The sequence below is a fragment of the Lysinibacillus sp. DFXJR4 genome, assembly GCF_057196045.1.
The window spans coordinates 1409850-1422809 of sequence record NZ_JBXUNW010000001.1 but is presented as its reverse complement, the minus strand read 5'-3'; the positions used below and the strand labels follow the sequence as shown (position 1 = coordinate 1422809).

Here is a 12960-nt window from a genome sequence, read left to right as displayed (position 1 = left end):
TGTCGAGCTGAGCGACTTTTGAGTTAATCCGAACCGTTTTCTGCTAATCAAAGTTGTTACAGGGTTTGCCCAATTAAGACTGCTTCCTTATTTTAATTTTTAAATCTATTTTATAGACAATTCACTATACAAATATAGTTATCAAATCATAGTAATAGTAGTGTAAAGCTAATTTAGCTTTGCACCTCCTAGTTTGTGGTTTTGGGTCACTTTGGTTCGAGTGACCCTTTTATATTTAAAAGTTTTTTAATAGATGAATAACTCCCCTCCTATTAATGGCTTTACATATTATAGATTGTAGAAAGGAGAGGAAAATTATGAGTTACTGGCAATGTGGAAATGTAGGCAGCTGGAACAATTATAACTGTGGAGGCAATAACAATGGCTACGGTTCAACATTTGCCATTATTGTTGTTCTATTTATTCTGTTAATTATTGTCGGTGCTACTTTTATTTATTAACGCTACATTGGAAAGTTTTAAAAAATACTCCATACTAATTAGTCAACCTTACCTACTACAGTAAACAGGGTCACCTCAAAGTGACCCTTTTAATAGTTTAGCGTTGTTTATTTTCCTTCTTTTTATTTAACCTTTGTATCTCAAGAAGCTCTGAAATCGTGACAAATTTATAGCCTTGTTGTTCAAGCTCAGGTAAAACCTTTTTTAACGCTCTTACGGTTTGTTCACGATTTCCTCCACCATCATGAAATAACACAACACTCCCCGGCTTTGCTCCTTTTAAAACAGTATTGATAATCTTTTTTTCTCCAGGGCTTTTCCAATCAAATGTATCTAAATGCCATGACCACATCACCACTTTATAGCCTTCTTTGTGGATAGCGTCAATCATAGCATCTGTGTATTGTCCCTCAACTGGCCTAAATAAAACAGGAGAGTACCCTGTAATCCCATAGATAGTTGCATGAGTTTGCTTTATTTCTTTTAGTAAATTAGAAACATTTGTTTTAAAAGGATGTGTATAGGTATGAATGGCAAGTTCATGATTTTCATCGTGTATACGTAAAGCTAGCTCTGGATTTTTTTCTGCATTTTCTCCCACAATGAAAAATGTGGCTTTAGCATCGTGTTTTGATAATACATCTAATATTTCAGGTGTATACTTTTTATGAGGACCATCGTCAAAGGTTAGGGCAATTACTTTTTCATCCGTTTTTATATCCCACAAAATTTGTCCTGCTTCTTCGTAATATCTTCTTCCTTTGTCTGCAAAAGATTTATCATTTATTACGAATACGAATAGTGCAAAAATGCATAATGATAGTAAAAGATATTTTTTCCTCAAGTTTTCACCTCCTGCAAATACTTTCTATCCTTTATTATTTGAGATTCAAACTAAAAAATGCTTTGATTTTTGTTTTATTAAATACCTAAAATGACAATTATTAAAAACAATTTCTGCATAATGTGCATTCAAATGGTATAGTAGTAGTCAGGAACATTTTTTGTAAATAAAGGTGTAGAAAGATAAATCTTCAATTAGATGATATTAACTTTCATATTAAAGGAGTACTGTAATGGCAACTATAGAGGACTTTGTTAATCTTGATATTCGGATTGGTACTGTTATCCAAGCAGAAGAACTTCCAAAAGCTAGGGTTCCTGCAATTAAAATGAGCATTGATTTTGGTGATGCTTTAGGAATCAAGCAATCATCTGCACAAATTACTAAACGCTATACACCAGAAGGGATTATAGGGAAACAAGTTGTAGCTATTGTCAATTTCCCTCCTCGGCGTGTGGCAGGCTTTAAATCTGAAGTTTTAGTAATCGGTGGCGTGCCTGTAGAAGGAGATGTTATACTCTTGGCACCAGATCAGCTTGTGCCAAATGGAACTAAAATAAGCTAAAAACAAATCGCTATTTGCAGGATATGGATAGTAATTACATTTTTATAGTAAAAAAGGAGTTTGTGATGGAACTAATTTTTGCGCTTTTACCTCTTATAGGCATATTTATTTTTTATCTTATTCCTGCTATTTTTATCATTTGGTTTTTATTTAAATTTATTAAAATCCAGCAGGAGCAGACGGAAATCCTTAAGAGCATTTCAGATAAGTTAAATAGGAATATTTAAAATGATAGAAGACTGCAGCTAAACTGGAAGGGTTTGCTAACAGTCTTTTTATATGTAAACTAAAATAAAGTGGAAATGAAAAGAAGGAATTTGTATGGAGAAAAATTGTAAATCAATTCTTATTTCAATTGGTTGGATCCATGCATTATTTGCTTTTGTTTTTTTTCAATTATTTTGTGGCATAATTGCCGTCTGTATGGGCTTTGTTTTGAGAAAGGATTATCATGCAGAAATTCACGGTCTAGTCTTAATGATTGTAGGAATCATAACTGGCATTGTTGGTTGGATTCTCAATTATTTTTACTTTTAGACTATGAAGAAAAAAACAACAAACTATTCATAATGTCTGTCAGTGCTTCACTTTTGAAATTGTCATGCCGTCACCGATTGGCATAATAACCGATTCTAGTTGAGGATGATCAGCTACTGTGACATTGAATTCTTTCATCAATGCTGTATAGCGCTTAGGTGTCACATTAGAATCAGCCACACTGCCAGCAGCAAGGGCATTATCAGTAACGATAATCGCATCAGTATTTGCAAGCCGCACACAATATTGTAAGTAGTTTTCATAATTTTCTTTATCAGCATCAATAAAGAAAAAATCAAATCTTCGTCCATCCTGAATTAACTTTTCTAAGCTTTGTAAAGCCTGGCCTGTCATATAGCTAATTTATTTTCCAATTCCTGCTTTGGAGACCTCTAGCTAAACAAATCCCACTATATTCGCCAAGCGCCCCCATTTCAAGGCTGCTTTGAGCTTTAGTCATGGAAACAAGCATTGTTAAAAGCTTTCCAGATGAAGGTGCAATCCTTGTTCTGTAATGGACGAGATGACCTCCTCTAAAATAGGGTCTTGCTTGTAAAAGACAGTATTAATGTATTGATTAATTTTTTTCATGTAAGCTATTTCCTTCATCATTATTATCCTCAGCTGGATCTAATGATGCATTTTCCTCTGTTTCACTTTCATGAATATCAAATAATTGGATAAATTCATTAATAACCATATCAATTGCCTTTAACTCTCCTATTAAAATAGGCTCAATGGATTGAAACTCTGGCTGTTCTAATTGTTGCTTGATCGTTGCACGCTTTAAATTCATCATTTCTAAAAATGCAATAGCTCTTCCACGGCGGAATGTTTTAGGACCTCGGTGTGAAGAGCCGTCCCGTCCTCTATGATGCTCCCCGCGATGATGCCTTTCTTTTCTAATTTCCTTATCGATTTCACTTTTCATATGCGAATCCCCTTTCTTATGTATACATCACTATGCAAATAAATTGTATACATACGTATACACATTGTCAATTGTGATTATTTATGAAATATATATTAATAATTTTTATAGCTAAGGCAAATGGCTGAGCTAAGAGTTTTTTTACATCATATTTATAGTAGTATACCAGCGCTTTAACCTTACAAAAGCACTCCTTTTATACGGTCACTTTCTATCCTCGAAGGTGACCCTTTTCCAAAATAAAAAGACGTCATTTGGACGCCTTTAATGTCTTATCAATTTCCTCAATCAACCGATCAACATGCTCCTTTGTTATGTTTATTACATATAATTGTGTCGTTTCTCCGGTTTCATATAGTTTTTTATGCTTAGGATATTTGATTGCAATCGAACTATCTTTCTCCATAACAATCACCTCTAAAAGATATATTCGACACAAAGTATAATTCACCTTCTATAAAAAGGAAAATATACGCTACATTTTACTCTTATGTAACCATAAAAAAACAGTTAGAAGGTAATTAATTGTGAACCATATCTTTAGAAAAACACTTCCTTGAAGTCGGCTCTATAAAGTAGTTAGCAAGATACGGAAACATTAATTTTACCCCTTTTACAAACACTTAAATATTAATACGCAATTCCAACTCGAGCTTTCAAATAATCGCTATTTTTGATTTGTTGGTAAGTAAATTCTGCCGTATCTGCTACCGATATCTCGGTGCCACCCTTTGGTAAAAAGCTTCGTTCGATGCGATAATGACCAGTATACATTCCATCAGGTAAATAAGTAGGGCAAACAATGGTCCAGTCCATCTTTGATTGTTTCAATAACTCAAAGACCTGATGATGCTCCTGAGCGGAGAAAGTGGTTGTTCTTCTTGATTCACTTGACTGGTAGCGCAATAGACCTGGATCTAAACGGCTTTGTAAAATGCCAGCAGTTCCAACTGTTATAATTCGTTTAACATTTTCTTTTGTCATAGCGTCAAGAATTACAGGTATACTTTTCGTTAAAGTAGTTGTTCCATCTGTGCTTAAGGCGCTGATGACAATATCTATATTTTTCATAGCCGCTTCGATATTATGTTTGTCAGTGACATCCCCTTTAATAATATGTAAATTGTCATGACAAATGTTTAGCTTATGTGGTGTCCGAACTACAGCAGTCACATGATGATTATCCCGCAACGCAAGTGAAACTACATGACTGCCTACGCGTCCTGTTGCCCCTAACACTAAAATTCTCAACATACTCACCTCTTTGCTTCGATTATAACACACTAGTTTTAAAGCTTTTCCATCCTTAGTTTTGTAAAGACACATCTACAAGTTGAACATTAACAATAAAGTTATGGAGATTATTATTTTTTGCAATCCTATTGACAATATATTGGATTTCACTTTCTGTACTCTTATCAATTTTATCGATGTTATGTAAGTGGATAGTCATGATTTGATTCGTAGGAGATTCAACTAAATAACCAATTGTACTATCTGGAGAATAACCTGCTGCTCTAAGGGCAATGATCGTTTTTTTGGTAAAATCGGAGGCTTGTAACTTGTCGCCAATTTCTTCAGCATAATTTGTAGGAGGAGGTGTTTGAATGGTAGGAACATATACGGGTTGTTTAGTTGTAAGAAGTACCAAACTAATGAAAATGATCAAAAATAAACTTGAAATACCTTTTATGAATCCTTTCATCAATTCTCTCCATTCCATTTTATAATACTACTTTACAAAAGGAATTAATGGTCACTTACAAATCGCCAGGCCATAAGTAAAGCTGCCTGGCTAATTCTTTATCGAAAAAGTTTTCTTGAACGGTTTTTTACAATTACTTTGACAACAGGTTCTAGTTTTCCAATATAAGTATCCCCTAAATAATCCACATCAATAATGATAGCTCGTGGTTCAAAGCGTTGGATGCTCTCAATAAGACGTGCTGTATTACGTCTTTTGACAAGCTGTAAAGGTGTAAGAGAACTCGATCCAAAATCAAATTCTCTGGTAAATGGGCAAGAAATTACGAAAGTAGATAAGATTAAAGCTACATTTTGTAAAATTTTATCAACGCCTGTAGCACTGAAGTCAATGTTACTTGCAGCGGTTACTTGATGTGTCATTCTATCAACCTTTCTTCTGCGATGCATACTATTCTTCTGAAAAAGAGCACTTAAATATGTATGCTAACTGCTCAAAAGATATGAACGGTGTATCTTTTCTATTTATCTGTACCCTTCACCATTTTCCTTTAAACACTTACCACTGCTAATGCATTCACTGTTACTAGCTTTCTATCTTACCAACGCAAAGTAGACAACATACAACCAACTTAAACAGCCATGTATAATAGCCCATAATATTGAATGATTGACACTCCAAGAAATTGTAATAGCTAGAACAGAGCCAAATCCAATACCATTTTTCACAACTGTTTTATTTTCCAACTTTAGCACCTTCCTTGTCTTTTTATTTTCAGGCATATGGCGTCTCATCATTTTTCCTCCTTTAGCAATTTGGTTTTCCACCCTGCTAAATATAACATGCAAGCCCTCCCAATTCTTTTTATCAACAATCGCGAAGGCTTGTCGTTAATGCTTAGCTACAATGAGTACATACTTTCAAATTATTGTAGAGAGTATTTGATTTATGACTATTTCTTTCATTGCTGTAAACGAGAGATGAGATTATTTTTAATAAAAATCACAATGAACTCGCCATTCTTTTAAGATGGGGTTAAAAAAGAAATAGAAATTCCCATTATCCACAATATTGAAATATGCCTTTTCGTCTGAGGCAATTTGAAGGACAAATGGATAGTCCTCACCAAAATCATGTCCGCTTTGGCAAAATGCTGGGTAGCCACCTATCTTATGAACAGCGTAAATTTCCTCCACAATATCATCAAAGTAATCTAGCTCTTCATCGTTTTCGAGCCTTAAAATTTCATCTTCCACATCACAAGGGATACCTCCCCCATCCCATGCTGGATAATCATTAACTATTAGCTTAGGCGTCAGAGGAAATGCGCGAATATGGTCATGCTGCCAATTTCGCTGTACCAAACCCTCTAATGATGTATAGGCTCTAATATCAAAAAATCGACTTAGATCATCCTCTATTAAATGTTGGAAAATTTCCTCGTGGATAAATACAGTCAATAGCTCGATTGATTGAAGTGATTCTGGAACAAAAGGTAGCTCCTTTAAAAACAGTGTGGCAAGTGGCTGAAACTCTTTGGGTCTCTGTTCCTCAGGTAATGACCAGCCTACAAAGCCTATCCAGCTTTCAAGAAGATCATGAGTAGGGCGAATACCTCCTGTTGTAAAGATTGTAGCTTGTCTTACTAGCTGTGCCTTAATATCATTAATGTTCATCATCAGACACCTCAGTTCGACAAAAACAATCTATTACATGATCATTCACCATCCCTATGGCCTGCATATAGGAGTAACAAATTGTACTACCAACAAATTTAAAGCCATCTTTTTTTAATTGCTTACTCATTTGATCGCTAATCACTGTCGTGACAGGTACTTCAGCGATGGACGACCACTTATTTACAATCTGTTCGTGGTTTACAAAGCCCCAAATATAATGAGAAAATGAGCCGTATTTTTCCTGTATTTTTAAAAAGGCTTGTGCATTTGAAACAACACTTGCAATTTTTAGTTTATTACGAACAATACGAGTATCCTGTCGAAGCTCCTCTAGCTTTTCCTGGGTATAGAGAATAATTTTTGAAGCATCGAACTGGTCAAAAGCAGCTCGATACCCCTCCCTTTTTTGCAGAATAGTCCACCAGCTAAGCCCAGCCTGTGCCCCCTCTAGGCATAGCATCTCGAATAAATGCTGGTCATCATAGACGGGAACACCCCATTCCTTGTCATGATAATCTACGTATAGTGGCTCCTCTAGCTTTACCCATTCACATCTTTTCATTTATAGTACCCCCATTTTCCTATGTATCATTTCATGCCTATTATACAAAGACATCCTTTGCGCGCATTTTGGATAATTTGAATCTTTTGAAACCCTACACTTTCGAATAGCTGCTCAATTTCTGATGTTGTTTTATAGGCTTTCATATGATAATTAATTTTATAGAGCTCTGACATAATAATAAATTTTCCACCATGCTTCAATACTCTAAATACTTCTTTCACGTCATTTGCTAGATCTGGCCAAAAATAATGTGTTTGGAAGGCTGTAATTGTATCGAAAAACTGATCTGTGTACGGAATGTTTGAAACACTCGCTTGCTTGACAATGACCTTACCATTTGCCACATCCATTTTATTTGTTTTTATGGAATCCTTGATAGCCTGCTCAGAAAAATCTATACCGTAGATTTTACCACCTGGATTCATCTTCGATAAAGTTTGAAGTGTTTTTCCACCACCACAGCCAATATCTAATACAATATCACCATCACATACTTCACTATGTTTAATAAGCCATGTATTCATACCACTATGTGCAACATTCATAATGCGTAACATTACTGACCCTACAAATCCGTTTGGCTTCTTAGCTTGTTCAATTAAACGCTGTAAAAGTGCCATTTTCAATCTCCTCTCCCTCTAAAATTTGATGTGATGTGCAGATTAAGACCTCTTTTTTTGCTAACTTCATTAAGGCTGCTGCTTTGCTTTTATCGCTTACTCCCCCAACTGCATCATTAACAACTATCACTTTAAAACTCCTTGTTAAAGCTCCATAAACCGTTGCACTCACACAGCCTTCAACAAACACACCCGTGACGATTAATTCATTAATATTTTGCTGGGAGAGAAAAGTTGCTAAATCTGGATTACTAAATGCATCCGCTTTATTTTTTGAAAAATATTTTCCTTTCACTATGACTAATCGTTCATCAAATTCAGCCCCTTTCGTTCCTTTAATCGCAGTGAATTTTCGGAAAAGGTTCGAGATTTGTGTTCGTTCAAATTCATTTCTAATATAGACAATTGGAACCTCTTGCTCTTTTGCTTTTCCGATGAGATTATTGATACTTTTTATGGTAGATTCCATTTGCTGCTTTGCTATAGGCAGTCTAGCTTGATCACTCATGTAATCGTTTTGAATATCTAATATAAGTAAGGCTTTTCTCAAATTCTATCCCCCTATCGTTTTAAAACGCTTACTATCTTTACGTTTTATGAAAATAATTAGTTTCATTATTTACCATTTCAATATCACGGCAAATGAGCGGTATCAGGTCTTACAAAGGGTAATTTGCATTATTTTGCTTTACAAAAAAATAAGGTCACCTACTAAAGAAATGACCTTATTTTTGAGGTTAATATTTATCTGTGATTACTCCAATTAAGGATGCCTTTATAAAATCAAGGTCTTTCAGACTCGCTAATGTCTTCGTATTACCAGTGACAACTGCCCCATAGATAACAAGGTCATTCACAGACAGCCCATCTTCACCACCAATTTCTTTTTCCAATCGTTTATATTCATCTTTTAAACTTGATGATTGTCTTGCCCCGCTTGATATAGCTTGGACAAATAGCTCTGCTGGATTCTCTGCTACATCACCGTTCGCGTTTAAAAGAGAGAAACCATATACATCTTGTTCTGAACGAAACACATTGTAGCTATCTATAACCTTTCCATTTTGTTTAATGTTGCCAGTATGGTCGTCTGCTTCATTCACATCTTTAACCCATAGCCAAGTAGTATTCACCTCTTTCGGCAGTTTCGTAAGGGCTTCCTGCATTGAATAACCTTTATCAAAAGATAAAGCGATTTCCATTACTTTATGATCATCAATTTCGGGCAACAACGCTAAATCATTTGGCGTCTTTTGATAATTTATAAATGGATAGAAAAACAACATTTCACGCTGTCCAAATTCATTATAACGTTGAGAATTTAAATCTTGTTCACTGTTACTCATTCCAAATGTTAGATTAGAAATAGCGCCTTCATATAACTCCTCGTTTCGTAAAAAACCATAGCCCAATGCATCATCTCCAGTGAGAACAACCTTTCCTTCAATGTATTTAATTGTTTTATAATGCATTTCACCGCCTAAAATCCCAGGGTAATTTCTGATTGATCCAATAAATTCATTTGCACCTTTTACTTGATGTAAGGTATAAAAGGTATTTTGAGCGTGACTTTGTAAAAATCTAGTAATTGCGTCATTAGCTATTTTTCCACCAAACAATGTCACAACCATTACGACAAACGTGATGATAATCGTTTTCCAGGTTGCGCAGCGCTGGGCTTTTTTCATTGTTTTTTTCATCTGTTCTGTATCAAAAAGGTTGTCCATCTTCTAACATCTCCCACTGTTTTTTAAATGCTTTACGTGCTCGCTGTAAATAAGTTTTTACATGCGATTCACTCACCGCTAGAATCGCAGCAATTTCTTTATAGGACAATTCCATATCGTATTTCATTAGAAGTAATTGCTGAAATGCTGGCTGTAGCCCCTGCAAGGCTTCATTAATCTTTGCATGTTGCTCTTTTTGTAAATAATGTTGCTCTGCATCATCCAATGCAATTTTTAATTTTTCGATTTCATTGTCACCGATTAATGTTGCGCGCTTTTGCTTGTTATACAACGTATAGTAGCGATTAAGGGCGACCTTGAATAACCAAGCTCGTAAATTATCATGTCGAATTGTAGACAAACACTCAATTGTTTTAATAATTGCCTCTTGTACAACGTCCTCTGCATCTTCTTTTGTAGCCCCTATTTTTATCAAATATTTGAAAACGACTTCTGCATGCGCAAGCAATAGACGCTCCCACTCTTTATTCATACTTCACCAACTTTTTGGATATCCATTTCGTAGTTAACTCATCTATATAACCATTCAACCCCTAAAATGTATACAGCTAATTGGAAACAAAAGAAAAAAATCACAAGTGCTTGTCAAAAACACTTGTGATTGTTTAAGTTGAAAGACTATTTAAATTCAATATGTTAATTCCAATCAATAAATCAAGCCGAAGTCAAATTTCTCGTACCTTCGACATTTTTTAATTTAGATATGTATTGTTTGAAATATTTCGTTCACGCTCATCTATGACTAGATGGATAATAAATGCTAGTTGTTGCTCAATTCGCATATTGTTAAGCTGTAGAATTTCAGCAATTGCACTTTTTTGATTCTCTTCTAATTCTGCCTTCTCTAGCATTAACATAATTTCTTCCTTCGAAAGCCCAAACATGCTCTTTCACCCCTAATTTACACATAAATTTATTATTCCAAAATCATTTTTATCTCTGTAAATACAATGTTTAATGAACCGTTTTTACTAATTATAGGCTAAAACATGGAAATTAATCAATCCAAAATCTACATTTTCTTAATAATATTATTACTTTCTTCAAAAAATATTATTATTTTTTAAAAAAACTTTCCCTTCAGGAATTGTAATGATTCTTTGCCTCGATTAATTCTCTTACACTACTAATTATAAAAATAATAAACCTTTTTGTCGAATTTTGTGAATTTGCGTCAATTGAATACCTAAGAAACCGTTTACAAGACTATCTTTTTTATCCCTATTAATTATTTATATTTAAACGGGCTGCCGACAATTTTTTAAATAACAGGAAAGATACTTAATTTTACCCTCTTTATTACTCGTCAAAACCAAACAGTGATTTTCAAGTTCACCTCTGTATTTTTACCATTTTGTTTCGTGTCATAAAAAAAGTAATTTCAACAAAAGTGAAACTACTTATCCTACTCATTTATTCGGTTATTACATTGTTTTTTTAATATTACTTTTCTGAAGAATTGCAGTTACTTGTTGCAATACATCAATTGGTATTTGTAGCTTTTCATTAAGAATATGCAAATTTATTGATTCAGCTTGATTGATTTGGTTCACCATATGCTTCATTTGATCATTAACATTTGGAGATATAGCAATAATTTTGGATGTGGCATCACTTTTCCACATAGTTCCATTAGTCGTCCCTTGAATAAATAATTGACTCTTCTCCTGCACAATTGCTGGTATCTTTACTGCTGTCAGATCAATATTTTCCATCTCCAGCATTGATTGATTAGACAACGCTAAAAAAGCACGATCCATTTCATCAATCGAACAATGCTTAATGCGCCCCATCGAGTTATCTGACCAAATAAGTGCATAGGGACTTTGCTTCCCGTTGTTTTTAAATGCACTATTGGCAACCTCGAAAATAGCCTTCATACAAGTGATAGCGTGACCAATAATAGCGTCAAATGTACATTTATCTACGAATAAACGAGCATTATTTATATAAAGATGATGTCCCTCAAGCTCACGAATGGTCGTATGATGAAGCATTATTTTCGCATGATCATTACCAAAAATACCACCTGCCTGCCCATCTTGAAGAACAGACCGATTCAGCTTTAGAAAACTAGCATCGACGATAAAATGAAATTGCTGATGGTCTTGAATCATACATTCTGACATAGAGACATTTGCTTCATTTACAATCGTGATACCGGTCGACTGTCCCTTCATCACACTACATTTACAAATCTCTACCTTACTATTTTCAATGATTAGCTGGGATTTATAATGTCCATGGACCTTACAATCATACAATTTTGCGGTAGCGTGTTCTGCAATATAAATACCATGACCCTGTCCATCAGAAAAGATAGAATCTGTAAGCCAAACCTCACTGCCATGAACAACCAAATTTGTATCCAGATGCCGCTTAATTTCACAGCCATCCATTGTTAATGTCGATTGATCAAGGAGCTGAATCCCTAAACCCTGCCCCTGATGAATAAGTGTATTAGTCATCGTCATGGAACTAGCGGCTGCAACAATTTGTGTTTGCTGATGACCATGAATTTCACAATCCACAATATCAATTTTTACATTGCGAATCGCAAAAATACCATTTGTTTGACCCTCCAATAGCATACAATTGGTTAAAGCAATTTCACTATTTTGCACCATAATTTGAGCCTTTGTATGGTGCTGGATTGTCGTGTCCACAAGAATAACACTTGAGCCATTATCAATTTGCAAACCAGACTGATTAACAGGGCTAGCTAGAATATCAACATTTTTCATCATTAGACTTCCAAAGCTAACCGTCACCTGTGTTTGTACCAATTGCTGTTCAATCACACAGTTTTCCAGCTGTAAATCCCCTTTGACATAAATACCCTGCCCTTGTGTAAAGCGTAAATTACGCATATTGGCATGTGTATTATAGCGGATAAATACACCACCTTTAATCGTCACATTTCCAACTCCATAAAGAGTCAGCCTTTTGGAAATTTCAAAGCTTTCCTCATAGATACCATCCCGAATTTCAATTAAATCCCCTGGTGCAGCATCTCGAATCGCATCTTCAATACGCTGGTAACGATGCATAATACTCCTCTTTACAACAAGTGTCGCCATCTCCACACTCCTCTGCCTCAAATCAAACCACGATACTTATTTGCCAGACCAAATCGTTCTCATGTTTTATTATATTTATATACCCATTGAACTTCCTATTATTCAATTTTGTGCAAATAAATTAGAAGTAATTTTTCTGAGGCAGGTGATTGCTAATAATTTTGAGAGTATTAAAGCAATATGGTGGTTAAAAAACCCACTATTAATTTTTAAGGCGCAGAGAAA

Annotated in this window: 18 protein-coding genes and 1 pseudogene; 3 read left to right on the top strand and 16 right to left on the bottom strand. The window is 34.8% G+C overall.

Annotated elements, in window-relative coordinates:
- Positions 1-317: 317 nt before the first annotated feature.
- Positions 318-461, top strand: a complete 144-nt coding sequence (locus AC2CGN_RS07200; RefSeq protein ID WP_429985209.1) for a YjcZ family sporulation protein — start codon at positions 318-320, stop codon at positions 459-461.
- Positions 462-558: 97 nt separating this feature from the next.
- Here AC2CGN_RS07200 and AC2CGN_RS07195 read toward each other — a convergent pair whose 3' ends face one another.
- Positions 559-1305: a polysaccharide deacetylase family protein gene (locus AC2CGN_RS07195; protein WP_484512946.1), complete on the bottom strand. Its 747-nt coding sequence runs from the start codon at positions 1303-1305 to the stop codon at positions 559-561.
- Between the two features lie 232 nt (positions 1306-1537).
- Between AC2CGN_RS07195 and csaA the strand changes: the two genes are divergently transcribed.
- Both csaA and AC2CGN_RS07185 read left to right on the top strand, forming a co-directional pair.
- Entirely contained in the window at positions 1538-1870 is a 333-nt protein-coding gene (gene csaA / locus AC2CGN_RS07190; RefSeq protein ID WP_286924476.1) for a chaperone CsaA, read from the top strand.
- Between the two features lie 321 nt (positions 1871-2191).
- Positions 2192-2407 (top strand): hypothetical protein, encoded by a 216-nt coding sequence (locus AC2CGN_RS07185; RefSeq protein WP_484512944.1) that lies wholly within the window; start codon positions 2192-2194, stop codon positions 2405-2407.
- Between the two features lie 39 nt (positions 2408-2446).
- On the opposite strand, the pseudogene AC2CGN_RS07180 reads toward AC2CGN_RS07185, so the two are convergent.
- The 15 genes and pseudogenes from AC2CGN_RS07180 to AC2CGN_RS07110 all read right to left on the bottom strand — a co-directional run bounded on the left by AC2CGN_RS07180 (position 2447) and on the right by AC2CGN_RS07110 (position 12735).
- A pseudogene (locus tag AC2CGN_RS07180) lies at positions 2447-2998 on the bottom strand (O-methyltransferase).
- Positions 2985-3338, bottom strand: coding sequence for a hypothetical protein (locus AC2CGN_RS07175; RefSeq protein WP_484512942.1), 354 nt, complete (start codon positions 3336-3338; stop codon positions 2985-2987). Before AC2CGN_RS07175 ends, AC2CGN_RS07180 begins: the two are co-directional and overlap by 14 nt.
- Before the next feature lie 250 nt (positions 3339-3588).
- Positions 3589-3744: a hypothetical protein gene (locus AC2CGN_RS07170; protein ID WP_369595592.1), complete on the bottom strand. Its 156-nt coding sequence runs from the start codon at positions 3742-3744 to the stop codon at positions 3589-3591.
- Between the two features lie 224 nt (positions 3745-3968).
- A complete protein-coding gene (locus AC2CGN_RS07165) occupies positions 3969-4589 on the bottom strand; it encodes an NAD(P)-dependent oxidoreductase (RefSeq protein ID WP_484512940.1) in 621 nt (206 codons plus the stop codon).
- 55 nt (positions 4590-4644) lie between these two features.
- Positions 4645-5061, bottom strand: a complete 417-nt coding sequence (locus AC2CGN_RS07160; RefSeq protein WP_429985206.1) for a hypothetical protein — start codon at positions 5059-5061, stop codon at positions 4645-4647.
- Between the two features lie 80 nt (positions 5062-5141).
- Positions 5142-5492 (bottom strand): hypothetical protein, encoded by a 351-nt coding sequence (locus AC2CGN_RS07155; protein ID WP_484512938.1) that lies wholly within the window; start codon positions 5490-5492, stop codon positions 5142-5144.
- Positions 5493-5636: 144 nt separating this feature from the next.
- Entirely contained in the window at positions 5637-5837 is a 201-nt protein-coding gene (locus AC2CGN_RS07150; protein ID WP_484512936.1) for a hypothetical protein, read from the bottom strand.
- A 198-nt stretch (positions 5838-6035) separates the two neighbouring features.
- Positions 6036-6719, bottom strand: coding sequence for a DUF1963 domain-containing protein (locus AC2CGN_RS07145; protein ID WP_429987195.1), 684 nt, complete (start codon positions 6717-6719; stop codon positions 6036-6038).
- Positions 6709-7284, bottom strand: a complete 576-nt coding sequence (locus tag AC2CGN_RS07140) for a DNA-3-methyladenine glycosylase I (RefSeq protein ID WP_429985203.1) — start codon at positions 7282-7284, stop codon at positions 6709-6711. The genes AC2CGN_RS07145 and AC2CGN_RS07140 overlap by 11 nt, the downstream gene beginning before the upstream one ends.
- A 26-nt stretch (positions 7285-7310) precedes the next feature.
- A complete protein-coding gene (locus tag AC2CGN_RS07135; protein ID WP_429987191.1) occupies positions 7311-7907 on the bottom strand; it encodes a class I SAM-dependent methyltransferase in 597 nt (198 codons plus the stop codon).
- Positions 7882-8457, bottom strand: a complete 576-nt coding sequence (locus AC2CGN_RS07130; protein ID WP_429987189.1) for a cysteine hydrolase family protein — start codon at positions 8455-8457, stop codon at positions 7882-7884. The genes AC2CGN_RS07135 and AC2CGN_RS07130 overlap by 26 nt, the downstream gene beginning before the upstream one ends.
- A gap of 187 nt (positions 8458-8644) precedes the next feature.
- Positions 8645-9634: an anti sigma factor C-terminal domain-containing protein gene (locus tag AC2CGN_RS07125; RefSeq protein ID WP_484512934.1), complete on the bottom strand. Its 990-nt coding sequence runs from the start codon at positions 9632-9634 to the stop codon at positions 8645-8647.
- Complete coding sequence (locus AC2CGN_RS07120; RefSeq protein WP_369595584.1) at positions 9618-10127, bottom strand: RNA polymerase sigma factor; 510 nt, start codon at positions 10125-10127, stop codon at positions 9618-9620. Before AC2CGN_RS07120 ends, AC2CGN_RS07125 begins: the two co-directional genes overlap by 17 nt.
- A 220-nt stretch (positions 10128-10347) precedes the next feature.
- Positions 10348-10539, bottom strand: coding sequence for a hypothetical protein (locus tag AC2CGN_RS07115; RefSeq protein ID WP_283872256.1), 192 nt, complete (start codon positions 10537-10539; stop codon positions 10348-10350).
- A gap of 540 nt (positions 10540-11079) precedes the next feature.
- Complete coding sequence (locus AC2CGN_RS07110; RefSeq protein ID WP_484512933.1) at positions 11080-12735, bottom strand: right-handed parallel beta-helix repeat-containing protein; 1656 nt, start codon at positions 12733-12735, stop codon at positions 11080-11082.
- Positions 12736-12960: the final 225 nt, after the last annotated feature.

Coding starts and splice junctions, on each gene's coding strand:
- csaA (WP_286924476.1), top strand. CDS start 1,538: ATGGCAACTATAGAGGACTTTGTTAATCTTGATATTCGGATTGGTACT.
- AC2CGN_RS07170 (WP_369595592.1), bottom strand. CDS start 3,744: ATGGAGAAAGATAGTTCGATTGCAATCAAATATCCTAAGCATAAAAAA.
- AC2CGN_RS07145 (WP_429987195.1), bottom strand. CDS start 6,719: ATGAACATTAATGATATTAAGGCACAGCTAGTAAGACAAGCTACAATC.
- AC2CGN_RS07160 (WP_429985206.1), bottom strand. CDS start 5,061: ATGGAATGGAGAGAATTGATGAAAGGATTCATAAAAGGTATTTCAAGT.
- AC2CGN_RS07120 (WP_369595584.1), bottom strand. CDS start 10,127: ATGAATAAAGAGTGGGAGCGTCTATTGCTTGCGCATGCAGAAGTCGTT.
- AC2CGN_RS07150 (WP_484512936.1), bottom strand. CDS start 5,837: ATGAGACGCCATATGCCTGAAAATAAAAAGACAAGGAAGGTGCTAAAG.
- AC2CGN_RS07135 (WP_429987191.1), bottom strand. CDS start 7,907: ATGGCACTTTTACAGCGTTTAATTGAACAAGCTAAGAAGCCAAACGGA.
- AC2CGN_RS07110 (WP_484512933.1), bottom strand. CDS start 12,735: ATGGCGACACTTGTTGTAAAGAGGAGTATTATGCATCGTTACCAGCGT.
- AC2CGN_RS07175 (WP_484512942.1), bottom strand. CDS start 3,338: ATGAAAAGTGAAATCGATAAGGAAATTAGAAAAGAAAGGCATCATCGC.
- AC2CGN_RS07125 (WP_484512934.1), bottom strand. CDS start 9,634: ATGGACAACCTTTTTGATACAGAACAGATGAAAAAAACAATGAAAAAA.
- AC2CGN_RS07200 (WP_429985209.1), top strand. CDS start 318: ATGAGTTACTGGCAATGTGGAAATGTAGGCAGCTGGAACAATTATAAC.
- AC2CGN_RS07185 (WP_484512944.1), top strand. CDS start 2,192: ATGGAGAAAAATTGTAAATCAATTCTTATTTCAATTGGTTGGATCCAT.
- AC2CGN_RS07155 (WP_484512938.1), bottom strand. CDS start 5,492: ATGCATCGCAGAAGAAAGGTTGATAGAATGACACATCAAGTAACCGCT.
- AC2CGN_RS07140 (WP_429985203.1), bottom strand. CDS start 7,284: ATGAAAAGATGTGAATGGGTAAAGCTAGAGGAGCCACTATACGTAGAT.
- AC2CGN_RS07115 (WP_283872256.1), bottom strand. CDS start 10,539: ATGTTTGGGCTTTCGAAGGAAGAAATTATGTTAATGCTAGAGAAGGCA.